The organism is uncultured Agrobacterium sp. (assembly GCA_913777615.1).
In the GTDB taxonomy this organism is placed as follows: Bacteria; Pseudomonadota; Alphaproteobacteria; order Rhizobiales; family Rhizobiaceae; genus Agrobacterium.
In genome coordinates this window covers 277,240-300,223 of the sequence record CAJYTK010000013.1, presented here as the reverse complement: position 1 = coordinate 300,223, position 22,984 = coordinate 277,240, and the positions used below count along the sequence as shown (strand labels likewise).

General features: G+C 57.5%; 25 protein-coding genes and 1 tRNA gene. 14 read left to right on the top strand and 12 right to left on the bottom strand.

Features of this window, described 5'->3' with window-relative positions:
- Positions 1-142: 142 nt before the first annotated feature.
- The 8 genes from QZ862_RS12980 to QZ862_RS12945 form a co-directional block, all read right to left on the bottom strand.
- The gene (locus QZ862_RS12980; protein ID WP_296100422.1) at positions 143-1,924 is read right to left on the bottom strand and encodes a chloride channel protein; all 1,782 of its coding nucleotides are present in this window, start codon (positions 1,922-1,924) and stop codon (positions 143-145) included.
- 18 nt (positions 1,925-1,942) lie between these two features.
- Positions 1,943-2,773, bottom strand: a complete 831-nt coding sequence (locus tag QZ862_RS12975; RefSeq protein WP_296100420.1) for an MBL fold metallo-hydrolase — start codon at positions 2,771-2,773, stop codon at positions 1,943-1,945.
- A gap of 4 nt (positions 2,774-2,777) precedes the next feature.
- Positions 2,778-3,560, bottom strand: coding sequence for a TatD family hydrolase (locus QZ862_RS12970; RefSeq protein ID WP_296100418.1), 783 nt, complete (start codon positions 3,558-3,560; stop codon positions 2,778-2,780).
- A gap of 8 nt (positions 3,561-3,568) precedes the next feature.
- On the bottom strand, positions 3,569-5,119 hold the full coding sequence (gene metG / locus QZ862_RS12965; RefSeq protein ID WP_296100416.1) for a methionine--tRNA ligase: 1,551 nt from the start codon (positions 5,117-5,119) through the stop codon (positions 3,569-3,571).
- A gap of 95 nt (positions 5,120-5,214) precedes the next feature.
- On the bottom strand, positions 5,215-6,240 hold the full coding sequence (locus tag QZ862_RS12960) for a DNA polymerase III subunit delta' (RefSeq protein ID WP_296073687.1): 1,026 nt from the start codon (positions 6,238-6,240) through the stop codon (positions 5,215-5,217).
- Positions 6,237-6,905 carry a dTMP kinase gene (gene tmk / locus QZ862_RS12955; RefSeq protein ID WP_296100414.1) on the bottom strand — a complete coding sequence of 223 codons (669 nt, stop codon included), beginning with the start codon at positions 6,903-6,905 and terminating at the stop codon, positions 6,237-6,239. The genes QZ862_RS12960 and tmk overlap by 4 nt, the downstream gene beginning before the upstream one ends.
- A 73-nt stretch (positions 6,906-6,978) precedes the next feature.
- On the bottom strand, positions 6,979-8,151 hold the full coding sequence (locus QZ862_RS12950; protein ID WP_296100411.1) for a D-alanyl-D-alanine carboxypeptidase family protein: 1,173 nt from the start codon (positions 8,149-8,151) through the stop codon (positions 6,979-6,981).
- 111 nt (positions 8,152-8,262) lie between these two features.
- Positions 8,263-9,318: a septal ring lytic transglycosylase RlpA family protein gene (locus QZ862_RS12945; protein ID WP_296073683.1), complete on the bottom strand. Its 1,056-nt coding sequence runs from the start codon at positions 9,316-9,318 to the stop codon at positions 8,263-8,265.
- Positions 9,319-9,585: 267 nt separating this feature from the next.
- Here QZ862_RS12945 and QZ862_RS12940 point away from each other — a divergent pair.
- Positions 9,586-9,675, top strand: a tRNA-Ser gene (locus tag QZ862_RS12940).
- Positions 9,676-9,831: 156 nt separating this feature from the next.
- Entirely contained in the window at positions 9,832-11,154 is a 1,323-nt protein-coding gene (locus QZ862_RS12935; protein WP_363315929.1) for an integrase arm-type DNA-binding domain-containing protein, read from the top strand.
- 93 nt (positions 11,155-11,247) lie between these two features.
- Here QZ862_RS12935 and QZ862_RS12930 read toward each other — a convergent pair whose 3' ends face one another.
- From QZ862_RS12930 to QZ862_RS12915, 4 genes are read right to left on the bottom strand one after another with little or no spacing between them, the layout of a single operon-like run.
- Entirely contained in the window at positions 11,248-11,580 is a 333-nt protein-coding gene (locus tag QZ862_RS12930) for a hypothetical protein (RefSeq protein WP_296100406.1), read from the bottom strand.
- The gene (locus QZ862_RS12925) at positions 11,580-11,846 is read right to left on the bottom strand and encodes a hypothetical protein (protein WP_296100403.1); all 267 of its coding nucleotides are present in this window, start codon (positions 11,844-11,846) and stop codon (positions 11,580-11,582) included. The genes QZ862_RS12930 and QZ862_RS12925 overlap by 1 nt, the downstream gene beginning before the upstream one ends.
- Complete coding sequence (locus QZ862_RS12920; protein WP_296100400.1) at positions 11,731-11,973, bottom strand: hypothetical protein; 243 nt, start codon at positions 11,971-11,973, stop codon at positions 11,731-11,733. Before QZ862_RS12920 ends, QZ862_RS12925 begins: the two co-directional genes overlap by 116 nt.
- Entirely contained in the window at positions 11,970-12,905 is a 936-nt protein-coding gene (locus tag QZ862_RS12915; RefSeq protein WP_296100397.1) for a peptidoglycan-binding protein, read from the bottom strand. The genes QZ862_RS12920 and QZ862_RS12915 overlap by 4 nt, the downstream gene beginning before the upstream one ends.
- A 147-nt stretch (positions 12,906-13,052) precedes the next feature.
- Here QZ862_RS12915 and QZ862_RS12910 point away from each other — a divergent pair, with 147 nt between their 5' ends.
- The 12 genes from QZ862_RS12910 to QZ862_RS12855 all read left to right on the top strand — a co-directional run bounded on the left by QZ862_RS12910 (position 13,053) and on the right by QZ862_RS12855 (position 22,954).
- Positions 13,053-14,150 carry a N4-gp56 family major capsid protein gene (locus QZ862_RS12910; protein WP_296100394.1) on the top strand — a complete coding sequence of 366 codons (1,098 nt, stop codon included), beginning with the start codon at positions 13,053-13,055 and terminating at the stop codon, positions 14,148-14,150.
- A gap of 75 nt (positions 14,151-14,225) precedes the next feature.
- Complete coding sequence (locus QZ862_RS12905) at positions 14,226-14,687, top strand: hypothetical protein (RefSeq protein ID WP_296100392.1); 462 nt, start codon at positions 14,226-14,228, stop codon at positions 14,685-14,687.
- 59 nt (positions 14,688-14,746) lie between these two features.
- Positions 14,747-15,073, top strand: a complete 327-nt coding sequence (locus QZ862_RS12900; protein ID WP_296100389.1) for a hypothetical protein — start codon at positions 14,747-14,749, stop codon at positions 15,071-15,073.
- 3 nt (positions 15,074-15,076) lie between these two features.
- On the top strand, positions 15,077-15,781 hold the full coding sequence (locus tag QZ862_RS12895; protein WP_363315928.1) for a DUF6682 family protein: 705 nt from the start codon (positions 15,077-15,079) through the stop codon (positions 15,779-15,781).
- Entirely contained in the window at positions 15,781-16,407 is a 627-nt protein-coding gene (locus tag QZ862_RS12890) for a hypothetical protein (protein WP_296100384.1), read from the top strand. The genes QZ862_RS12895 and QZ862_RS12890 overlap by 1 nt, the downstream gene beginning before the upstream one ends.
- A complete protein-coding gene (locus QZ862_RS12885) occupies positions 16,407-17,540 on the top strand; it encodes a hypothetical protein (RefSeq protein WP_296100382.1) in 1,134 nt (377 codons plus the stop codon). Before QZ862_RS12890 ends, QZ862_RS12885 begins: the two co-directional genes overlap by 1 nt.
- Position 17,541: 1 nt before the next feature.
- A complete protein-coding gene (locus QZ862_RS12880; RefSeq protein WP_296100377.1) occupies positions 17,542-17,979 on the top strand; it encodes a hypothetical protein in 438 nt (145 codons plus the stop codon).
- Between the two features lie 30 nt (positions 17,980-18,009).
- A complete protein-coding gene (locus QZ862_RS12875; protein WP_296100376.1) occupies positions 18,010-19,743 on the top strand; it encodes a hypothetical protein in 1,734 nt (577 codons plus the stop codon).
- A 2-nt stretch (positions 19,744-19,745) separates the two neighbouring features.
- The gene (locus QZ862_RS12870; protein WP_296100373.1) at positions 19,746-19,988 is read left to right on the top strand and encodes a hypothetical protein; all 243 of its coding nucleotides are present in this window, start codon (positions 19,746-19,748) and stop codon (positions 19,986-19,988) included.
- Entirely contained in the window at positions 19,985-20,437 is a 453-nt protein-coding gene (locus tag QZ862_RS12865; RefSeq protein ID WP_296100366.1) for a GNAT family protein, read from the top strand. The genes QZ862_RS12870 and QZ862_RS12865 overlap by 4 nt, the downstream gene beginning before the upstream one ends.
- Before the next feature lie 46 nt (positions 20,438-20,483).
- Positions 20,484-21,647, top strand: a complete 1,164-nt coding sequence (locus tag QZ862_RS12860; RefSeq protein ID WP_296100363.1) for a tail fiber domain-containing protein — start codon at positions 20,484-20,486, stop codon at positions 21,645-21,647.
- Positions 21,644-22,954 (top strand): hypothetical protein, encoded by a 1,311-nt coding sequence (locus tag QZ862_RS12855; protein ID WP_296100360.1) that lies wholly within the window; start codon positions 21,644-21,646, stop codon positions 22,952-22,954. Before QZ862_RS12860 ends, QZ862_RS12855 begins: the two co-directional genes overlap by 4 nt.
- The last annotated feature ends 30 nt before the right edge of the window (positions 22,955-22,984 follow it).

Genomic DNA, 22,984 nt, shown 5'->3' with positions numbered 1-22,984 from the left:
CATAAGCGCCAGAGCCAGGGGCGAGGTGCTGAGAGACGCTGCCTGTCAGATCCGCCCAATGCCCAAAGATCGCATAATATAGATTATGGAACTTATAGAGGTGGGAAGCCGGTGCGTTTAGGCACTGCGTTGCCTCAACCACTCAAATCTCGCCAGATGCCTCACGGCGTCGCATCTCCAATTCTTCGCTGTAGCGTCTCAGCGTATGGCTTTCAGTCAGCAGGCCCACCGGCCGGTTTTCTACCTTGTCGTTGACGACAGCCAGCGCTTCGCTTTCGGTATCGTCGAAAGCCGCTGCAGCCTGGCGCGCGTTCATCGTCGGCAGCAGTACATTGTTCTTGTAGTGCAGATAGGATTCGAGGCCGATCTCTGAAGCGTCGCGTTCCATCGGGTCGGCGTAGAGTTCCGGTACCAGCACGATCCCGACGTAACGCCCATCATCATCTGTCATGATGACACGCTGCGTGGACCCAAGCGGAAAATTCTCCTTGAAAGCTTCAAGTCCCATGCTGAGATTGGCTTTGCGGATATCCGCACGCATCATTTTTCCGACGGTCAAATCGCGAATCCAGCCTATGTCATGGGCGCTGCGGATGCTTTCACCGCGCAGATGAAAACGCCATGTGGCAAAGGAATAGCCGAAGGTGGTGCGAACGACGAGCGATGTGGTGATAACCGCGGCAAGGACAAGTGCCGTGATCTGAAAGTCGCCTGTCAGTTCGAGCGCCAGAAACGTCATGGTCAAGGGGCCACCGATAATGGCAGCGGCAAAGGCGCTCATGCCGATGACAGCGTAGACGACCGGCTGTGTGGCGCCGTAGCCGATGAAGGGCGCACAAACGGCAAAGATTTTGCCGAGCAGCGAGCCCATAAAAAGAGACGCGAAGAACAGGCCGCCGCGGAAACTGGAGCCAATAGAGACGGCACTGGCCGTGGCTTTCAGCAGGAAAAGTCCAACAAGTCCCATAAGGGTGATATTCGCGTCGAGATTGAGATGCAGAGCGCCGTGACCACTGGAAAGCACCTGTGGCGAGATCAGCGCCAACGCCCCGACCACGAGCCCTCCAAGTGTGGGGCGAAGCCATAGCGGTATTGCGCTTTTGCGCGCTGTTTCCTCGATAAAGGATACCGCCTGCATGAGAACGATGCCGATGCCAGCGCAAACGACACCCAGAAAGATCGCCGGCACATAATCGGGAGGCGTCACTGAACTTGAGCCGACAACGTCGATGTTGATGCCGTGATGAGATATTAGGCCTGCCACAATGTTTGCAACAAGCGCCGACACGATCAGCGGCGCAAGTGTGACGATCGTGTAGGTACCGATGATCAGTTCGATAGCATAGAACGCTCCCGTTAAAGGCGCGTTGAACGCGGCGGCAATCGCGCCAGCGGCCCCGCATCCAACGAGGATACGCATGTCCCCTCGCCTCAGTTTCAGGTTCAGGCCAAGCTTGGATGCGACGCCGCTGGCAACCTGGGTGTAGCCCGCTTCAAGTCCAACCGATGCACCAAAGCCATTTGATACGATGTTTTGCACGCAGACGATGATGCTGTCCGTCAATGACAGCCGCCCGCCATGGAGTGCGTTGGCCTCAATCGGGTCGACCATCGGTTTCTTGCGGGTTCGGGATAGGATGAAGAGTATGAGGCCAAGGACCGCGCCTCCAATGACAGGGCCAGCCATAACGATCCAGCCAGAGAGATCGCTGCTGCTGAGCCTTTCGACGCCGAAGACAAGCACGTGCAGTGCCGTGCTGAGCGCTCCGATCAGAGAAACAAGAACGCCGGCCAATGCACCAACAAGGATTGCAAGAACCACGAGAGCGAGTTCGCCGCGACGAAAGAGCGCACGCAAACGTCCGCTGCGTATATTGTCGAAAAAGCTCGCCATGCTGGGGGCGCGGAAGGGCTTGATCGACATTGCATTCCTCTATTGCAGCTACAAGCGCTCTTGCGTCAGTTCGACCTCGAAACGCATCTGATCGTAGCCGGGTTCGACATGGTCCGGCGTTTCCCGCAAGACGGTCTCATAGTCCAACGGCGTGTGCATATGCGTCAATATCGCGTGTTTGGCGCCAAGCGTCTCAATCCAGCCGAGCGACTGCTCGAGCGACAGGTGGCTTGGGTGATAGCGATACTGCAACGTATCGATGACGATCGTGTCCAGATTTTGGAGCTTTTCGACGGATTCTGGTGGAAAATCACTGACATCGGTGCAGTAGGCAACGTCACCGACGCGAAAGCCGAGCGAAACGATATCGCCATGTTGCTGCAAATGCGGCCTGATACGCAGCGGGCCACCCTCGCCTTCAATAACGATGTCTTGATCCAGGTCTTCGATCAGATTGGGTTTGACGATCGGCGGATAATTGCTCCCGGCCGGCGTTTCCAGGCAGTATGGAAAACCATCGCGGATGCGCTGCATCGTATCCGGCTCGGCATAGATCGGTATCCGGCTGCCAGAGGTGATGAAGTAGCCGCGCAGATCATCGATTCCATGCAGGTGATCGGCGTGGTGGTGAGTATAGATGACGGCATCGATCGCTTTGACGCCCGCCGCAATCATTTGCTCGCGAAAATCTGGACCGGTATCGACAACGACGGTGGTAACACCGCCATCCGGGGAAATCTGCTCGATGAGAAATGCCGCGCGGGTGCGTCTGTTTTTTGGATTGGTCGGGTCGCACGCCCCCCAGTCTCCATTGATGCGGGGAACGCCGGGAGACGAGGAGCAGCCGAGTATGGTGAAGCGACGCCGATAGAGTGCCAAAGGATCAGACTCTCGTCATTTTCGAAAAGCAGCGGAACGCATTGTCCGTAGTGATCTCAGCCATCGTCTCGTAGGGCAGACCGTGAACGTCCGCCAGAACCTCAGCCGTGTTGACGACATAGGACGGTTCGTTGCGCTTTCCGCGCCAGCGTTTTGGCGCAAGATAGGGCGCGTCCGTTTCCACCAACAGGCGGTCAAGCGGAATGGTCGCGGCGATGTCGCGGATATCTTTCGATTTCGGAAAGGTGAGAATGCCCGAGAACGAAACATAACCGCCAAGTTCGACACCGGCCTTCGCCAGGTCCGGTCCCGCAGAGAAACAGTGCAGAATAAACGGGAACGCGCCCTTCCCGCTTTCTTCGCGCAGGATAGCAATCATATCGTCATCAGCGCTGCGGCTGTGAATGACGAGCGGAAGCTGGGTTATGCGTGCTGCTTCGATGTGACGCCGCAGCCCCGTTTTCTGGTCTTCCGGCTTTTGCGTGTCGTAGAAATAATCCAGCCCGGCCTCGCCGATCGCCACGATCTTTTCATGACCGTTGGCAAGCCTTACGAGCTCGTCAGCGGAGATATCCAATTCCTCATCTGCGTTGTTCGGATGCGTGCCGACAGAACAGAAGACGGATGGGTATGCATCGACGATCTTCAATAGCTCTGGCAGACGCCGAACGCGGGTCGAAATCGTCACCATCTGGGCGACGCCAGATGAGTGGGCGCGTTTGATGATATCGTCGCGCTCAGCGTCGAAATCGGCAAAATCCAGATGGCAATGAGTATCGATCAGCATGCTGGCCTTCACGCCTCCGGCGCTACGTAACGCGGAAAGACCGGCTTTGGCGCCTCAAGCGGTGTGCCGGGCATCAGACGACCGGCCTCTCCGAGTGCCCCAAAGTCCCGCTTGTCTGAAGGTGCGGCGACCAGATCGAGAAGCTTTTCGCACGATGCCGGCATGAACGGCTGAAGCAGGATACCGATCTGGCGCACGACTTCCGCCGTGACATAAAGGACGGTCCCCATGCGCTGGGGATCGGTCTTCTTCAGCGCCCACGGCTCCTGACCGGCAAAATAGCGGTCCGTTTCTGATACCACAGCGATGATCGAGGCGAGCGCCTTGTGAATCATCTGCTTGCTCATCTCATCGCGGCAGGTGGCGAGAAGCGCGTCAGCCGCCGCCAGCATCGCCTTGTCTTCATCTGAGAAGGTGCCGGGTGTCGGGATCTGACCATCGCAATTCTTGACAATCATGGAGAGCGAACGGCTGGCGAGATTGCCGATACCATTTGCAAGGTCCGCGTTGATGCGTGTCGCAATCCCCTCCTCGCTGTAGCTTCCATCCTGGCCAAAGGAGACTTCGCGAAGGAAGAAATAGCGGACTTGATCAAGGCCGAAATGATTCACCAGATTGACCGGATCGACCACGTTACCAAGCGACTTCGACATCTTCTCGCCCTTGTTGAGCAGGAAGCCGTGGGCGTAGACGCGCTTTGGCAGCGGCAAGCCGGCGCTCATCAAAAAGGCGGGCCAATATACGGCGTGGAAGCGAATGATGTCCTTGCCAATAATATGGACGTCAGCCGGCCAGTATTTTGCCCGTGGGCCTTGTTTGTCTTCGATATAGCCGGTCGCGGTGATGTAGTTAGTGAGCGCGTCCACCCATACATACATCACATGCTTCGGATCGTCCGGAACCTTGATGCCCCAGTCGAAAGTCGTGCGCGAAACGGAAAGATCCTTCAGGCCTGATTTGACGAAGGAGATGATCTCGTTTCGCCGTTCGGCTGGACCGATGAAATCGGGGTTATCTTCGTAATGTTTGAGCAGCCTGTCCTGATATTCAGATAGCTTGAAGAAGTAGCTCTCTTCCTCCACCCATTCCACCGGTGTACCCTGCGGTCCGTAACGTACGCCATCTGCACGCAGTTCGGTCTCGTCTTCGGCGTAATAAGCCTCGTCGCGGACGGAGTACCATCCGGCATAGCTGTCCTTATAGATGTCACCAGCCTTCGACATCAGGTTCCAGATGTTGCGCGATGTCTCGTGATGGCGCTCTTCCGTCGTGCGGATGAAATCGTCATTCGAGGCATTCAACAGCTTGCCCATCTCGCGGAACTGGTCGGAGTTGCGCTGCGCCAGCTCTTCCGGCGAAATACCTTCCGCACGCGCCGTCTGCTGCATCTTCTGGCCGTGCTCGTCAGTGCCGGTCAGAAAGAACACATCCCGTCCATCCAGACGCTGAAAACGCGCCATGGCATCCGTCGCGATCAGCTCGTAGGCGTGGCCGATATGCGGCTTGCCGTTCGGATAGGAAATCGCTGTGGTGATGTAAAATGGGGTCTTGTCTGTCATGACGCTCGATCGGCTTTACGGTCTGATTTTTGAGAAAGACCGCTTTAGCCTATTGTTCGCACAAGCGAAAGCAAAAGCCGTGGATTTTATGCGGATCAGACCGAGCGCATGTCTTCCAGAATGGACAGGACCATCTGCTTTTTGTCGAGATTGTAAGCTTGAGCAATAGCGATACGCTCGGAGAGGGACGACGACAGTCGCGCGCGACGCTCCGCGCCTTTCAGGTCTCCCGCAAGGGCGGCTGCCTTGGCGCGTTGCATCAGCTCTTCGGTAGCGTGCTCCATGAAAAAGCCGAGGATGATATCGCCATCTTTCTGCGCAAGAACATCCGCCAGCTTGTGCATTTGCTTGCGCGCCGAAGGCCCTTCCGCACTCATCGCCGCAGTGAAGACGTCAACGATATCGGAACCGCCATAATTGATGAGCTTCAGCGCTTGCGCCAAGCTTCCCTTGGAAGCTAGCAGCAGCGCTTCCCGCTTCTCACCGGAGATATTGAGCCCAAGATGATCAAGCGCATCTCCCATAGCACTATCGTCCAGCGGCAAAAGCCGCAACGGCATGCAGCGCGAACGGATAGTCGGCAAAAGCTTACCCGGCGCATGTGATAGGACCAGGAACATAGCCCGCTTCGGCGGTTCCTCGAGAATTTTGAGTATGGCGTTGGCGGCATTGCGATTAAGATCGTCCGCCGGATCGATGATGACGATACGCCAATTCCCGGTTCCGGACGTTTGCGAGAAGAAGTGCCCTGCCCGCCTCACCTCATCCACGGTAATCGCCGACTTCACGCGTCCCGTCTTGTCATCGACTGGCCGTGTCAGGTGCAGGAGATTATGTGATGCACCGGAGGAAATCTGGCGGCTGACGACCGATGACGGATCCGGATCGGCTATGTGGTCGGGCGCCTCGACTGGATCGGGATGGGATAGAACATGATTGGCAAAACGAAACGCCAGCGTCGCCTTGCCTATCCCCTCTGGCCCTTCGATTAGAATGGCGTGATGGCCTTTGCCGGATCGATAGGACTGCGCCAGAAATGCTTCTGCCTCGTCATGGCCGAACAGACGTGTATTGTCCGGCGGCGCGATCGCCCCATCGAGAACGCCCGGCGTTTCGCTCATGGCGTCAAATCCGCGAGGCTCTTGAAGCGCTCGAGCAGAGGCTCAACCATGGACAGAACGTCTTCCGTCACTTTGTCCTGCGGCTGCTTTGCATCCACGATGCGGCAACGACGCGGCTCGTTCAGCGCGATGTCGAGATAGGCTTCGCGGCGTTTCTCATGCGTTTCCAACTCTTCCTTTTCGAAGCGGTCAGGCGCCTCCCCGCTATCGGCACGCTTGCGCGCCCGCGCAAGACCGTCCACCGCTGGAATATCGAAGATCAGCGTCAGGTCGGGCATGGTGCCATCCACAGCAATGCGCTGTAGCGTCTCGATGAAATCCGGCTCCAGATTTCCCGTCGTTCCCTGGTAGACCCGAGAGGAATCGAGAAATCGATCGCACAGAACGACAGCGCCACTTTCCAGCGCCGGACGGATGACTTCCTCGACATGGTCGTTGCGCGCGGCGGCAAACAGCATGGCCTCCATACGCACGCCAAAAGACTCTGCCGCACCGGAGAGAAGCACGTGTCGGATCGCCTCTGCCCCCGCAGAACCGCCGGGTTCGCGCGTTACGACGACTTCAAAGCCGCGGCTGCGCAGCGTTTCCGCCAGAATACGGATCTGCGTGGACTTACCAGCGCCCTCGCCGCCTTCAAAGCTTATGAACAGTCCTTTTTGGGGCAATGTCTCTTCCTGATAGTCTCGGCTGTTGCTTCTTATTAGACGATATCGATCGTGGGCGAAACCGCGCCATATCTCACAGCCAGAAAAACAATAATTCCTTCAAGGCGCCTGCCGCATTCTGGCTTAATGTACCCTCGGCAACGGGGGCAGTGGTATAGAGCGGCACCTCACGCAGCAATCGTTCGCCGGAGAAAATCCTCAGAGTCGCGGCGTTGTAGCCCGCGTCCAGCGGCGCGTTGAGCGGCCATTTATACACGATGCGGCCAGACAGCCTGTCGGGATTGTTGAGCGGCACGAGGATGCCTACCGTTTCATGTACGGCAAGGTCTATGGTGGATGCGGCGCCCCCATAGACGCTCACGCTCCCGACCGTTTCGTCCTTTTGAAACAACTCTCGCTTCTGAAAGGCCGTCAGGCCCCAATCGACCACACGACGCGCCTCTTCTTGGCGAGTCTTGTCGTCCTCCATACCGGCGAGCGTCAGATAGATGCGACGACCGTCACGCTCGGCTGAGATGATGGCAGAATATCCATGGCCTTCCGCAAAGCCGAGCCCGAGTCCGTCAATACCGAGATCCTGGGCCAAAAGTGTATTCTTGTTGCGTTGAAAGATCCGGTTCCACTCAAAATCCGGCTTGGTGAACAGGCTGTAGCGATCTGGGTAGATGTCACGGATATGCTTGGCCAGCATCACCATGTCCTTCGCGGTGGTTTTGTTCGCAGGGTCCGGCAAGCCGGTTGAGTTGGCGAAGGTGCTTCCCGTCAAACCCAGCATCTTGGCGCGCTCTGTCATTGTCTTGGCAAAGGCTGCGTCGGAACCAGACATGCCTTCTGCGACAATGATGCAGCCGTCATTGGCGTTTTGCACGATGATGCCCGTCAGAAGGTCGTTGACGCTGACGGAGGATTTAAGTGCCGCAAACATGGTTGAGGTTCTGGAAGGTGCTCCCCCCGTTCGCCACGCATATTCCGAGACGGGATAGGACGTCTCAGGCGTCACACGTCCGCCCGTCAGTGCGTCAAGCACCGTCTCTACCGTCATCAGCTTTGCAAGCGAGGCAGGTGGAAATGGCGTGTTTTCGTTCAGAGACAGTAAAACAGTGCCGGTTTCGGCATCGATCATGTAGGCCTGCTGCGCCTTTACTGCGAGGCCGCCAGACTGCGCCTCCGCAGCCGCGACGCCACAAGTCATTGCCAGGGCGATAAGGCTAAAACACCGGAAAAATTTGGGTATGATCTTCACCATGGAACGCCGGCCCGCCGCCTATCTTATTGCTTACCGCCGCCTTGATATTCCTCTAGCAAGGAATCGTCTCAAGAGAAGCGATTATGGGCCAATGGACCGTTGAGGCAAAGCTCAACGGTCTCTGTTCTGCTTGTTCTTCACATAGTTCAAAATGGACTGTTCTGTCAGTTCGCCTCGCTCCACGAGCACCGCATCGAACACATGCGCAGCCTTGGATGCCGGCGCGGCTTCTGAATAAGCCGAAGCGTATCGTGGCGATGGACCGGGGACACGCAGGAAGTTGCCTTCAGGACGCTCGTTGATGAACGGGCCAACTTCCGGAAGGGCTATAAACTGAGCGTTACCCTGCCCGCTAAAGCTCGCTGGCGCTGCACCTTCGACCAGCGGCATGGCCTGAAGCGCGTTGTTCTTCTTCGCGCCGACCAATGCCATTTGTGCCGAGCCGCCATAAGCAGGATTCGATGGAACGGGAATGTTGCGTTGAGAGGCGGATGCGACCATCACGCCGCTTGCGATCTGTCCTTCAGGATTGACGCCCGGAGCACGAGATCCTTTTGGAATGTAGGACGCCATGAGAAATGGCATATCGTGGCCATCCAGAGGCGCGCGCCCGACATATTGAACGCGCACATTGGCAGTGCCGGTTCCCTTCATGTCGAGGAGATCTGCAGTCTTGCTGGAAACGTCGATCAAGCGACCTTCGTGGAACGGTCCGCGATCATTGACGCGCACGACAACGGAGGACCCATTGTCGAGATTAGTGACGCGGGCATAACTTGGAAGCGGGAATGTCGGGTGAGCCGCAGAAAGATGTTCCTTGTCATAAGCCTCACCATTGGCGGTCATCCGACCGTGAAAGGCCGAACCGTACCACGAGGCAAGGCCGCTCTTGTCGTAGTTCGGATCTTCCTTGGGGAAGTAACGACGACCTTTGACCGTGTAAGCATTGCCGACGAGGAACCTGCCGCCGCCCTTGGGGACGTTGGCACCTTCTGCGATCCGCGGACTCGCCTTCACGCCATATTCCGACTCAGCGAAATATTCCTTGCTGCGCTTCGGCTTTGTTTTTGTTTCCGACGTTGTCGAACATGATGCTGTCGCGGCGCACAGAACGGCAATGCCGACCCATTTGACGCTGACGCCAATCTTCGTAACGGTAGACTTCAAATCTCTGCCCCGTGCTGCTTCAGGCCGAACGTCTGCACGGCCCCTCTCACACCTCGATAATCACGCCCCTGACATCGAAGCACTTAACGGATGCCTAATCTTGCCCGCAACATGGCGAAAATGCGAACGATGCGGCCCAAGAACGTAAAATTGTAATGATTATGGTTAAGCGCTGGTTAATTTTGTGCTTGCGCAGGCGACTGGAAAATAAGGCTTTTGAGGCAATTGACGCGCTGGCGCAAACGTTTATAAACCCGCTACAGGCATGGATGGGTGTCCGAGTGGTTTAAGGAACCGGTCTTGAAAACCGGCGTGCGGGAGACCGTACCGTGGGTTCGAATCCCACCCCATCCGCCACCAATGTTTCTCATACGTTCCCATATGTTCCGTTTTTGTCTTGCGCAGCGGATCGTTTTGGGTTTCTTTGTTCCCGCCCGTTCCCATGCCTTCCGATACAATCTCGTGAAAAAGCGGGTACAAATGCGGGTACTTTGATTTTCAAAAGCGGGTATCGTGAGAACAAGCGTGCTGACAGACACAGCGATCAGAAAAGCCAAGGCGCAGGAGAAATCCTACAAGCTCACCGACAGCAACGGTCTACACTTATTCGTCGCCACCACAGGCGTGAAGATCTGGCGGTACCGCTACTATTTTGGTGGCAAAGAGAAGCTGCTTGGCCTTGGCCAATACCCGGACGTCACACTCTTCGAAGCGCGGCGTCTTCGAGACGATGCCAGGACGCTCATCAAAAACGGTATAGACCCCTCGGCTATGAAGAAGCTCGAGAAGGTCATCGGCAGGAAGCAAGCCGAAGAGACGTTTCAGGTCATTGCCGAAGAGTGGCACGAGCTGACCAAGCCGACGTGGACCGACAGGCATGCCAGTGACGTGCTTGACACCCTTAGACGAGACGTATTCCCCCTCGTCGGCGACATGCCGATTCGAAGCATTGATGCACCGACGGTTCTCGGCGTGCTGAAGATTGTCGAGAAGCGCGGAGCGATCGAGACTGCTAAGCGGTTACGGCAGCGGATGTCGAGCGTGTTCGTCTACGCCATTTCTTCCGGCCGCGCCGACGCGGACCCGGCATCGATTGTCAAAGGTGCGCTCGCGCCATTGAAGAAGGGTCGCCAGCCCGCGATCATTACTCTGGACGGGGTCAGGCAGGTTCTCGCCGACGTCGCATCCACCCCAAGCCGAGGCTACACGAAGCTTGCGATACGCCTCTTGGCGCTGACTGCGGTTCGACCTGGTGTCCTTGCAGAAACACCGTGGGCCGAGCTGGACGCCATCGACCCGTCAAACCCGATATGGGTCATCCCGGCCCATCGCATGAAGCTGAAGCTGCATCTGAAAACAGAAGAAGCGTATGATCATCACGTCCCGCTGTCAGATCAGGCTGTGGAGCTGATCACCGCGCTCAAGAAGGTGACGGGGAGGTTCGAGTTCGCATTCCCCAATCTCAGGAAGCCGCAAAAGCCGATGTCAGAAAATACTATGGGGTATTTGCTCAACAGGGCTGGCTATCACTCGAGGCATGTTCCGCACGGCTTCCGTTCGTCTTTCTCGTCCATCATGAACGAAGCATTCCCACACGAAGAAAAGATCATCGAGTTGATGCTCGCCCACAAGCCGAAAGACGCTGTGAAGGCGGCCTACGACCGAGCCGAGCATATGCGCAGGCGGCGCGAGCTGTACCAGATCTATGCCGACTGGATATTGAAAGGCGCGCCGACGGCGAGCCAACTGCTTATGGGGCCGATTAAGGTGCTGAGAGGCAAACTCGAGACCGGTCAGGGAGTGCCAAAAATCAGGCGCGACCGATCCGCGGCTTAAATGTGCATGCAGAACAGCCAAACCACGACAAGGATAGCCGCAACAGCTACGACTCGGCCTTGCGGCTTGGCTGCTTCTCTGATGTGTCTCGCTCTAGGCCTGGTCATGTCGGCTTCTCCCGATCTCCGCGTGGCGGAGGCGAAATGCCTTCAGGATTATCTCGACGATGATGATACCGCCGATTCCGACAATGAAACCGCCAACGCTTGCAGATTGCTCTTCCGGTACGCTCAATGTTCCAAACGCCCACTGAAAGAGCGTGGTTCCGATTGGGCTCAGGTAATAGGCCGTTACGGCGCCGACAAACAGCTTGCGCAGGCTGGAAACCGCCCCTGTCCACTCCATAGCGACCGAGACGGCAGATCCTGCAATGCCAGCCAAAGCCACCTTACCTTCGCTGGTGCTAAGCCAATCCCAGAATGACATCATTCAGCTCCCGCACTCGAGGGAGCGCGAGAGACCTCCCCGTGCTTTGCACATTCACGCTGCGTCCAGACCTTGCCGGCGCAAATCCCTACAACGGTCCGGTCAATGCGGCGCTGATCAGCTGGCGTGGCTCCTCGCGCGCCGATCAAGTCAGTCCCGACCACTCGGCGCAGCCCGGCGACACTGGCCGGACCCGAAGTCCCACACCCCGCCAGAGCAGCCATCAAACTGACCACGAGCGCCATCCGCTTCGTCACCTGCAGCATTGTTTTGTCTTTCTATCTTGATGACCGTGCGCTCTGTGGCGTTGCGGCTGATAACGATGACGCCAGCGGCGACGAAAGATGCCGCGGCGATAGCAGCGAGGGCATAGAAGGTGAGCCGGGAGATCAAACCGGCACCTCGCGGCCAAGCAAGGTATTGAAGCGGCGCGCGATAACATCACGCTTCCGGTAAACGAAGATGCTCAGAACGATAATTGTCACGATGGCAGCGATCCAAACCCATGGCAGGCCCATTGCCCAAGCAGCTGTGCCAGAACCGAGAAGCGATCCAGCACCCTCCTGAACCGCCTCCTTGGTGGCAACTGCGTCACGACGCAGCTGCGCAAGCGTTGCAGAGCCGATTACGCCATCTGCGACCAGATGGGGATGAACGCGCTGGTAAGCTTTTACCGCGGCAGCGGTTTTCTCCCCCATCCACCCGTCTATAGCGCCGGGGTTGAAGCCCTTAGCCGAAAGAATCGCCTGCGCCTCTTTCACCACAGGATCCGGACGAGATGGTGCCCTCTCCACCGCGGTGCGTGGGACGCCTTCACCCACACCGCTGTAGACGCCAAGCTTGAAGAGAATTGCTTCTTCTTTGCGCCGGCGTACCAGCCCGGGCAGCTTCTTGCCGCCAGCAGTGTTGTAGTGAGTGCCGAGATAGTCGGCCGCCTGGTCTTTTTCGCCCTTTCGCCAGAGCTTTGCCCACTGCCAGTCCATGGCGCCGACGCCAAGATTGAAAATAGCCGAGACACCCGCGTCCAGCTCATGTTGCTGGCGATTGTCTGGGGATTTCTTGACGACTGCTGGCTCAAACTCTGCGGCCAGTACCTCGATGAAGACGGCATCGGATTGCGCTGCTGTGAGCTTCGTCTTGCCCGGAATGAGCTTGGTGATGCCGATCTTAGCCAGAGCCCGGCGAACCGCGGCGCTGCGCATCGTGAAGCCCCGCCCAATGGTGGGAATGCCGACAGGATCGAGATAGCAAGTGAGTGGATTGCCTTCGTGGCCTTCGATGAAGGCTCGGCCTTTGGGCGATGTACTAGTGATTGCTGCTGTCATGAGTGCGCTCCGAAGAAGAGGCCGCACTCATGCGCTAGCGATCTCCTCCAGTATCACGCGTTACGTGTTGCAACAATCCAGCATTTCCAGTAATCAGAGTATCAATGCGCATGAGTGCTGTTTGTTCCTGAACCGGAGACATCACTCATGACCAAGACCGTGGTTGCCTTTGGCGATCCGAAAGCCCAGAAAAAGTGGTCTGGTGGGCTTTTCATTGACATCACCAAGAAAAGCTACTTCGACCGCAAGTTCGTCGGCACGTCTGACGAATACGCGATCCAGCGTCTTACCGATCTCGAATCGGAAGCCGGCGATACCATTACCTTCGACCTGTCCGTCCAGCTCCGCAACAAACCGACCTACGGCGACAACCGCCTGGAAGGCAAGGAAGAGAGCTTACGGTTCTTCAGCGACCAGCTGAAGATTGACCAGATGCGCCACGGCGTTTCTGCTGGCGGCAAAATGTCCCGCAAGCGCACCGCCCACAACATGCGCCAGATCGGCAAAAACCGCCTTTCTGACTATTGGTCGAAGTTCAACGACCAGATGACCTTCATCTACCTGTCTGGCTCTCGCGGCACGAACGAAGACTTTATCGAAACCGTCGAGTGGACCGGTCACGCGGAAAACCCGATCGAAGCCCCCGACGCCGACCACATCCTGTACGGTGGCGACGCCACCTCCAAGGCCTCGATCGATGCGTCGGACATCATGTCCCGATCGCTGATCGAGCGCGCACAGGTCAAGGCCCGCATGATGTCGGCCAAGGACCCGAAGAACGCCAACATGATGCCGATCATGATCAATGGCGAAGCGCACTACGTCATGGTCATGAACCCGTTCCAGGAACATGACCTGCGCACGAACGATGCAGGTGGCTGGCTCGAAATCCAGAAGGCAGCAGCGACGGCGGAAGGCCGCAGCAACGCGATCTTCAAGGGCGGGCTCGGCATGGTCAACAACACCGTGTTGCACAGCCACGAGTGGGCGATCCGCTTCAAGGATTACGGCGCTGCACAGAATGTTCAGGCTGGCCGCGCGCTCTTCATGGGACGTCAGGCGGGCGTGATCGCGTTCGGTTCTGCTGGCGGCTTCCGCTACACATGGACCGAAGAGACGAAGGACCACGGCAATGAGCCGGTCGTCGCATCGGGCGTCATTGCTGGCATCAAAAAGACCCGATTCAACAACCGCGACTATGGCGTGATCTCGGTCGATACCGCTGCAAAAGACCCTAACGCTTAACGGCTAGCCCGGCTTCTGTCGGGCTTTCATCTTTCCATCGGTCTTATCGACCCTTCCACCTGAAGGATTCTCGAAATGGCGCTCATCCAGAGCAAATACGCCAAGGGCACCGAAGCCCTCTGCTACCCATCCACCGCTGGCGAAGTGGTCGCTATCCGCTTCTCCCACCAGCTCGCCGCCAACCCAGCCGTTGGCGACATTCTGGAGCTTGCTTGCATTCCCTCCAACTGCCGCGTAGCTGAAATCATCGCCGACAGCGACGATCTCGACTCGAACGGCGTGCCGACGATCGCCTTCGACGTCGGCATCATGAGCGGCACTTTCGGCGAAGAGAATCAGGCGCGCACGTGTGGCAATGAGTTCTTCGCCGGTTCGACGATTGCTCAGAACGGTGTCGCGGCGCGCCCGTTGACCAAAGGTGCGTACCGCACCAGCTCTGCGAACAACGACCGCTCGATCGGCGTGAAGTTCACGGCGGCGGCGGCAACGTTCGTCGCCGGTCAGATCGGCCTGACAGTCTTCCTCGTCTCCGAGTAACAGCCGTCACGGCGCATTAACGAGGGGGCCGCGAGCCCCCTTTTTCAAAGGAGCTTGTCATGAAGACAGTCATTGAGTGCATCAAAGGCTATACCGAACAAACCATCGGCGGCACGTCATATTATTTCGAACGCGATGAATATGGCCGCTTCGTCAACGACGTCGGCAGCGTGCTTCATCGTTCGATCTTCCTGAACGTCGAGCATTACCGTGAAGTGCCGCTGGTGCCAGAGCAGCCGGGTGAAACTGAGATTCCCGCATTCCTGAGCGGCGGGGCATCAGGCGAAGGCACCGAAGGCACCGAAGGCACCGAAGGCACCGAAGGCCATGACGCTGCTGCCTCTGTAGTCAAGCCGAAAAAGGCCCGCGCAGCCAGAAAAGCGTGATCTATGCCGAAGGCGAAAGACATCCTCAAAAACGCCGGCGTCCAGCTCCTCGATCAGGAGTATGTGCGCTGGCCTCTGCCAGAGCTGGCCGCCTGGCTCAATGAAGCCGTCAAGGCTGTCATCCTCGCAAAACCCTCGTCATCTTCAATGACAGCGCCACTCGCGCTGAGCGCCGGAACGCACCACGTGCTGCCCGATACCATTGACGGCGTGGCGCCGCTACAGCTGCTCGGCGTTAATCGCAATCTCGTAGACGCTGGCCCCAGCCGCATTGGTGGCAGGGTCATACGGACGGCAGCTCGAGCGCTACTGGATGCGCAGGAGCCAACCTGGCACAGCCCCACCTCCCACCCTTTCCGCAAGGAAGTGCGCCAAGTCGTATTCGACGAGAACTTGCCGCTGGAGTTCTACTCTTACCCTGGCAATGACGGCACAGGGGTAGTGGAAGTGGCGATGTCCTACCTACCCACCCCAGTGTCCCCTCTCCCGGACAAGGACGAGACGACGCTCGACGCGTGGGATGTTGAGACAGGCCTACCAGAACCCTATTCCGTCCCACTGCTGGACTATGTGCTGTTCCGGGCCTTCTCCAAGGACGACATCGCCGGCGACCCTAACAAGGCGCTTTCGCATTACCAGATGTTCGCCACCGCGGTCGGTATCAAGGTGCAGGTCGAATCCGCTGCCAATCCGAATAGGAGGCGCTGATGCGCGACATTGACGATCTCTTGCCCGAAGTCCTGATCCACGCGCCAAACTGCGCCGACCCCGTCGCCGTCCGATATCTTCGTGAGGCAGCGCGCCAGATGTGCGAAAAGGTCGATATCTGGCGTGAGCGTAACTCCATCATAATCAGCAACGATGAGGAAAGCGGGCTGGTGGCGGTACCAGATGCCGAAATCGTTCGTATCGAGACGGCATCACTCGACGGCGTCCCCCTCACCCCGCAGTCCCCGGAATGGCTCGATGAGAATTATCCCGGATGGGATGATGAAGTTGCTACCGGCGCGACGTCGCGTTTTGTGACGCAGATTAAGCCGGGCGTTCTCCAGGTGGTTCCATTCAACGTCGGTACGCTGAAGGTCCGTTTGATCCTGAAGCCCTCTCGAGACGCTCTCACTTTCCCGGACTTTCTCGTCGAGAAATACGGCACCGAATTAGGGAAAGGCGCTGCGGCTCGTGTCCTGATGCTGCCGACAGACGACACGGGCTCTAATCCGCAGATGGGAACGTTGCTACAAAGCGAATTTTCCGCCTTCCTCGACACTCTACCCATGAAAGTCGCCAAAGGCCAGCAGGGCGCTCGCGTACGAACCAGAGGGAGCTATTTCTGATGGCACTCAAGCTCGCCAATCTCGCGAAATCCACGTTGGCGTCATCGATTACGTCGGACGCGACTGCCATTTTCATTCAGAACAGCGACGCTGGGAAATTCCCTGCTCTCGCGGCAAATGACTGGCATCCGGCCACCATCATCGATTCCGCCGGAAACAATGAAGTCGTGCGCGTCACGGCTCGAAATGCCGCCACACTCACAGTGGTCAGAGCGCAAGAAAACACAACAGCGAAAGCGTTTGCAGCAGGCTCCCGCATTGATATCAGGCTGACAGCAGGGGCGCTTAGCGAACTTACGACGCTGGTCGCTGCGGTTTCCGCCGCGGTAGCGCAAAAAGCGGATATGACTGCGGTGACCGCCCTCGTGGCAGATCAGATCGCAGACCTGGTAGACAGCTCACCGGCGACACTTGACACCCTCAAGGAGCTTGCTGCGGCGCTGGGTAATGATCCGAACTTTTCCACGACAATGCTCAATGCACTCGCCGGCAAGGTTTCGAGAAACGGTGGCGACTCCATGAAAGCGCCGTTGTCGCTCGACGGCGCCTCGGGCGTGGAGAAAATGCTCCGACTTACCACTGGTGGGCTGGACAGATGGAAAATTGGTGCAGTGCTTGACGCGGAAAGCGGAGATAACGAGGGTTCTGACCTCGGGTTCTTCCGGTTCAATGATGACGGCACCTACATCGACGGGCCCGTCAGAATTGGCAGAAAGACCGGCATAACCACGGTTGATAATGTCAGGCTCGGCAATAAGGCCAGCGCGGCCGACATCGCAGCGGGGGTCTTGGACAAGTTTCCAGATGCTCGAGCGGTCAGGGACAGGTTGGCGGCATTGCCATCTTTCGGTAACGGACAGGTATTTTCTCGCCCAAGCCCGCTGCCCGTGGCTACAACAATCCGACAGAACACATCGCCCAGAGCAATTTTCATTAACGGTGACATCTCATTTGGGGGAAATGTCTCTTATTTCCGCGTCGGTAATGATGGCAAGAACTGGATCGACTACTTCTGGGGTTTCAGTCAGAACGGTAGTGGAGGCGGTTATCACGTCACCGTCGTTATCCCAACCGGGGCGTGGTACTACTGCACCAACGGCAGTTGGGCGACCTATTACACGGAGGTAAGCTGATATGCCGAATGAAACGTACGGCTGGTATCACCCTGCAATAGGTTATTGGGAAACCGAAGGCATGCCTCCGGAGCACATCGCCAACGCCTATCCGCCAGACTATGTCTCTTTCCCACTACGGCCTGACGCTGACCATCAGCTTCTCAATGGCCAATGGGTCTACGTTGAGCCGACGGTAGACCCGGTTCCAGAATCTATATCGGTCCTCTACCCGGTCCACCTGTGGGAGAGAATGACGAAGGTCGAAGCCGATCAGGTCGGTGCAGTGATGGATCAACAGGATTTCCGGACGCGCAAGATATTCGAAAGTGCGTCTTCCTATCGCTCGGATCACGAGCTTTGGCCCCTGCTTCAGCAAATCGCAACGCAGTTGTTTGGAGCGCCCAGGGCAGCTCAGATACTCGCGCCCTCGGAGCTGGTAGCGGCGTCATCAGCGTAAAACAGGTGCGGCAGCTGGAAGGAGAAACTTATGGCTAAGATCGTTTTGTCTGCCTTTGCAGGTGAAAAGCCGCTGATTATCCCTCGGCTGCTGCCTGAAACGGCCGCGACTGAAGCTGTGGGCGTCCGGCTCGACGACGGTGGTCTGACGCCAATCAACGGTTCTCTCGCAACCGGCGAAACCGTTATGGCCGACGCTCATACGATTTATCGCCATCAGGGGCAATGGCTTTCGTGGCTAACCGACGTTGATGCAGTGCCTGGGCCGGTTGCTCAAGATCGCCTTTACTTTACGGGGGACGGCGTCCCAAAGGTGCGCATATCTGGTACGATCTACCCTTTGCGAGTGCCCCGTCCCACTGCTGCGCTGGCTGCAACGCTTGGTGGGGCCGGGAGCGGCGAAACCCAGACAAGGACCTATGCCTATACGTTCGTCACCAGCTTTGGTGAGGAAACCGCACCGTCTCCCGCCGCGCCGAGTGTTGATTGGAAGCCCGGCCAAAGTGTTACCCTTTCCGGCTTTGCTGCGGCTCCCGCGGGGAGATCGATCACGCGGCAGCGGATCTATCGCTCTCAGACAGGATCAAGCGGTACCTATCTCTACCTGATCGCGGAAAGGGCAGTATCGGCGGCAGATTTCGTTGATTCCGTGGCCGTCGATGCATTCCGGGAAGCTCTTCCATCGGCAGGGTGGGATGAGCCGAAAGATACCTTGTCTGGCATAACCTCTATGCCGAATGGAATGATGGCAGCGTTTGTCGGGCGAGATGTGTATTTCTGCGAGCCATGGCGCCCACACGCTTGGCCGGAGAAGTATGTGATGACCTGCGACAGCGACGTGGTAGGTTTGGCCTCCATCGGCGGTGTACTTGTGGTGCTGACGCGGGCCAACCCATACATGATGACTGGTTCGCACCCGGATTCGATACAGAGTGTGAAGCTCGAGGCGAACTACCCCTGCATCAACCCTCGCGGCATTGTCGATCTTGGATTTGCCATCTGCTATCCAAGTAATGATGGCCTGATCTCTGTTAGGGCATCAGGTGAAGTATCTTTCGTCACAGAGCAGCTTTTCCGCCGAGATGAATGGCAAGCGCTCTCTCCCCAAACCGCGCTGGGAGCCCAGCACGGGAACATCTACTTGATGTTTTACGACACCACAGAGGTTACGGGGGAGAGATCAGCGGGCGCTCTGTTCATCAACGTGAACGCCGCGCCTTTTTTGGTCCGATCAGGAGAAGTAGCGGACGCGTTGTATTTTGACGTAGAGACGTCAGCCCTTTTCTTCAAGCGCCCCGGAGACACCAACGTCTATCGCTTTGATGATCCGGCAGGTTTTCCAGAGCAATACTCATGGCGGTCGAAAGAGTTCTGGATGCCAAGGCCTGGCACATTCGGCGCTATCCTTGTGGATCAAGGATCGATCGCAGACGCTTACGATGGGACACGCATTGATGCGGAACGCGACCGAATTGCTGCCGCTAACGCTGTCATCTTCGCCTCCGGCTTGCTGGGCTCAGCAGTGAATGAACAATGTTTAAATGAGATGGCGATCGGTGGAGACACCATGCTTTCGATGCCGCCGCCTATGTCTGCCAGCATAAGCGTGTTTGCTGATGGTAAGCTTATTGGGACCGCCGACAAGATCGGCTCAGTCGCTAGACTGGCAGCAAAGAACGCTCGTTGCTGGGAGATAGCTGTTCAGTCAAATATCCCGATCGGGAGCATATCACTTGCAACGACGGTCGATGAGCTAAGAGGCTGAAGATGCAGGGCAGCCAGATCGAGAAGTTGGAAGTTCTTGACGGGTCGCGGTCCGGCTCCCGAGAGCGAGCAGCTGTCCGTATTGAAGATGTGCGTGAGCTACTTCAACTCGCGCAGGTAAAGACGAAAGAGGTGGCCGCAGCACCTACTCAGGACGACTTCAATTCGCTGCTGAAGGACATCAAGGAAATATCCAGCCGCCTTAACACCGTTGCACAGGCCTTGCAGCGGAAGCTCATACGATGACGAAACGGGTCATCTACTCGCCAAGTGACAAACTGGTGGAGCTTGCAGCGCGTCGCGGCAATCTTCGCTTTCGTGCTGACGCCAAAGCCATAGCAATAAGCTCAGGCGAGGACATCCAGGGCATTGTCGTGTTCGATTCCTTCACCACACGCGGTTGCTGGGTATCGGTCGTGTCAGATGGCGGCCGTCGCTGGATCACGCGCGAGCTGATCATCAAGGTTTTTGCGTACCCGTTTATCCAGCTCGCCTACCCTCGCCTCAACAGCTTCGTATCGGTAAACAACGAAGATGCGATCCGATTTAATGAGCACTTTGGCTTCAAGCGTGAAGGACTTATGCGCAAGGCGGGAGACGCCGGCGAAGATCTGATCGTTTACGGCATGTTGCGAGAGGAATGCCGCTGGCTCCCGGAACGCTTCGCTGGAAAAACCGGGCATCGCGATATATAGATAGCAAATTGCGCATGAGCGCTGACCCTCTTCAGAAGGCAGCATTATGGGCAAAAGCAGCAATTCAGCACCCGCACCAGATCCACAGATCGGCGCAGCCGCACTTATGCAGGCGAAAACAGGCGAAGCATGGCTTGGCTTTGCGAAGGATGCGTTCGCTGTTTCGCAGGAGCGCCAGAAAGAGCTGGACGCGCTCACCACGAAAGTTACAGAGCAGCAGCTTGGTCTGGCGACGGACCAAGCTAAGTGGTCGAAGGCAGACCGCGCCCGGTACGAGAGCGTCTATCGGCCTATCGAAGACGAGTTCATCAACGAGGCAAAAAATTACGGCTCCGAGGCGAAGCAGGCGGAAGCCGCAGCAGAGGCTCGGGCCGACGTGCAGACCGCCGCGGCCAACAATCGCGCCGCCACAGAACGCGCCAATGCCTCTATGGGCGTCACACCCGGCAGCGGTCGATTTGCGGGTGTGCAGGCCGCCTCTGACCTCGGGGTGTCACTTGCGGAAGCTGGTGCCGCCAACACAGCCAGGCAGGCCGTGAGGGATAAGGCGCTCGCTCTGAAGGCTGACGTCGTCAACCTCGGTAAGGGCTTGCCAGCGCAAGCCGCCGCGGGCGCAGGCGGCAGCGTGGCGGCAAGTGGCACCGCGCTGTCTGGCAATCAAGCTACCAACGGTCAATCGCTGGCCGCGTCCACCATTATGAACTCTGGTTTCAGCGGAGCGATGCAGGGCTACGCTGGCCAAGCAAGCACGCTTAACCAGCAATACGGCTTACAGCTGGACGCTTGGAAGACGCAGCAGCAAATGAATGCTGCAGGGGCGCAAGGCATCGGCAGCTTTTTGGGCGGTATCGGCGGACTTCTGTTCAAATCCGACGAAAACGCAAAAGAGAACAAAGAGCCCATCGAGGACGGCGAAGCCCTCGAGGCGCTGAAGGCGATGCCCGTCGAGGCATGGGATTACAAAGAGGGCGTCGCCGATGAAGGTCGCCACATTGGGACGTATGCCCAAGACTTCACTGAGCAGACCGGGCTTGGTGACGGTCAGAACATCGCCGCTCAGGATGCGATCGGCATTACCATGAAGGCCGTCCAGGACGTCGACAACAAGCTGGACGCTGTCATCGAAGCGATAGGCCTCGGCAGCTCTGAACCCCCTACCCGCAAGCGGTCGGCACCAAAGGTTAAAAATCAGAAGGACATCGCAGCATGAGCTTGGCAATCGGTTTGGGCGGATTCATGGACGGGTTTGCCAAGGGTCAACAGATCCGGCAGGGTTGGGAAAACGAGGAGCGAAAAAAGGTTGCGGACGAGCGCGCCAAGGTTTTGGCGGACCGCCAAGACGTCGAATACAATCGCGTAATCGCACAGCGCAACGAGATCGACAAAATCAACGCCGATGCCAAAACGACGTTCGACGCACAGGTGAACGCTGGCACTCAGCAGCCCGGCGATTTCGACCAGTTCTGGAACAAGTTCGCTCTGCCCAAGATGAAGAACACCTATCTCGCAAATGGCGATCTTGATAACGCCAGGCGGGTGCAGGAATGGGGAGAGACGGAAGACGCGAAGAATGGCGCTAGATTGTTCGCCGGGGCTCTGGTCAAAGCTCAGACAGGTGATGGTGCCGGGGCCTTGGCCGACGTTATCAAGGCGGGACAGGTCAAAGGGTATATCAACAACGGCTACGAGGTCTTGGGCCAAGAGCCGATCGTCACCCCAGAGGGCGCTAATCGGGGCTTCCGCATCCAGTTGCGCACCCCGGATGGGAAGGAGGTTACACAGGACATCCAGACCTCCGACCTCCCTAAACTCATTGCGACGTTCGGCAACCCGGAGGCTGCCTGGAACAGTCAAATTGCCGCACGCGCTGTGGCAGACAAAGAAGCCGCCAATCTGCGCACATACGAAGAAAAGAAGAAGATCGACAGGCAGTATGGCGTCGGTGATACTAAGCAGCGAACCAATGCTATCACGTCTCTACGAAAGAGGTTTGACGGCGGGCTGGGCGGCACCGACAAGAAGTTCGACGACATGCCGGTTGAAGAAAAGGAAAAGCTCATCGAACAAGAGCTCGCTTTGCAGCGTGGCGATGGTCAGGTGGGCTTGGCTGGAGTCGGCGCTGCTCCGACGGAACGCAAAGTGCTCGTCGACACGATCACGGGAAAGCCTGTTCCACAGCAGAAAGCAAAAGCGCCGACAGAGAGAAAGTCGAAGGACGATGACGCGCAGGCGTCTTCGCCCAAAAAAGCCCCTATACCGGGAGTGCCAGCACGGGCTCAAGAAAGCTATGGCAAGCGCGTCGACGAGATGATGAGCCGAGCATCACAGGCTCCGGCGCAGGAGGCCCCCGACGTCGGTGCGATCGTGGCAGAGGCAGAGGCCACGGTACAAAATGGGGCTCCGGTTCTCGACGTCGCTCGAGCACTTCAGGAAAAGGGTATCCCTGAATGGCAGTGGCCGAAAGCAGTCCAAGAGCAGCTGCGCAGCCGTCAGACGGCGATCGGTCTGAACCCGTAACTACCTCGCCAGCACCACGCCATCGGATTA

What these genes read in the sequence shown, in the direction of transcription:
- QZ862_RS12980 (WP_296100422.1), bottom strand. Translation starts at nt 1,924, where the DNA reads ATGTCGATCAAGCCCTTCCGCGCCCCCAGCATGGCGAGCTTTTTCGAC.
- QZ862_RS12970 (WP_296100418.1), bottom strand. Translation starts at nt 3,560, where the DNA reads ATGCTGATCGATACTCATTGCCATCTGGATTTTGCCGATTTCGACGCT.
- metG (WP_296100416.1), bottom strand. Translation starts at nt 5,119, where the DNA reads ATGACAGACAAGACCCCATTTTACATCACCACAGCGATTTCCTATCCG.
- QZ862_RS12960 (WP_296073687.1), bottom strand. Translation starts at nt 6,240, where the DNA reads ATGAGCGAAACGCCGGGCGTTCTCGATGGGGCGATCGCGCCGCCGGAC.
- QZ862_RS12950 (WP_296100411.1), bottom strand. Translation starts at nt 8,151, where the DNA reads ATGGTGAAGATCATACCCAAATTTTTCCGGTGTTTTAGCCTTATCGCC.
- QZ862_RS12930 (WP_296100406.1), bottom strand. Translation starts at nt 11,580, where the DNA reads ATGTCATTCTGGGATTGGCTTAGCACCAGCGAAGGTAAGGTGGCTTTG.
- QZ862_RS12925 (WP_296100403.1), bottom strand. Translation starts at nt 11,846, where the DNA reads ATGCTGCAGGTGACGAAGCGGATGGCGCTCGTGGTCAGTTTGATGGCT.
- QZ862_RS12915 (WP_296100397.1), bottom strand. Translation starts at nt 12,905, where the DNA reads ATGACAGCAGCAATCACTAGTACATCGCCCAAAGGCCGAGCCTTCATC.
- QZ862_RS12910 (WP_296100394.1), top strand. Translation starts at nt 13,053, where the DNA reads ATGACCAAGACCGTGGTTGCCTTTGGCGATCCGAAAGCCCAGAAAAAG.
- QZ862_RS12905 (WP_296100392.1), top strand. Translation starts at nt 14,226, where the DNA reads ATGGCGCTCATCCAGAGCAAATACGCCAAGGGCACCGAAGCCCTCTGC.
- QZ862_RS12900 (WP_296100389.1), top strand. Translation starts at nt 14,747, where the DNA reads ATGAAGACAGTCATTGAGTGCATCAAAGGCTATACCGAACAAACCATC.
- QZ862_RS12895 (WP_363315928.1), top strand. Translation starts at nt 15,077, where the DNA reads ATGCCGAAGGCGAAAGACATCCTCAAAAACGCCGGCGTCCAGCTCCTC.
- QZ862_RS12890 (WP_296100384.1), top strand. Translation starts at nt 15,781, where the DNA reads ATGCGCGACATTGACGATCTCTTGCCCGAAGTCCTGATCCACGCGCCA.
- QZ862_RS12885 (WP_296100382.1), top strand. Translation starts at nt 16,407, where the DNA reads ATGGCACTCAAGCTCGCCAATCTCGCGAAATCCACGTTGGCGTCATCG.
- QZ862_RS12880 (WP_296100377.1), top strand. Translation starts at nt 17,542, where the DNA reads ATGCCGAATGAAACGTACGGCTGGTATCACCCTGCAATAGGTTATTGG.
- QZ862_RS12875 (WP_296100376.1), top strand. Translation starts at nt 18,010, where the DNA reads ATGGCTAAGATCGTTTTGTCTGCCTTTGCAGGTGAAAAGCCGCTGATT.
- QZ862_RS12870 (WP_296100373.1), top strand. Translation starts at nt 19,746, where the DNA reads ATGCAGGGCAGCCAGATCGAGAAGTTGGAAGTTCTTGACGGGTCGCGG.
- QZ862_RS12865 (WP_296100366.1), top strand. Translation starts at nt 19,985, where the DNA reads ATGACGAAACGGGTCATCTACTCGCCAAGTGACAAACTGGTGGAGCTT.
- QZ862_RS12860 (WP_296100363.1), top strand. Translation starts at nt 20,484, where the DNA reads ATGGGCAAAAGCAGCAATTCAGCACCCGCACCAGATCCACAGATCGGC.
- QZ862_RS12855 (WP_296100360.1), top strand. Translation starts at nt 21,644, where the DNA reads ATGAGCTTGGCAATCGGTTTGGGCGGATTCATGGACGGGTTTGCCAAG.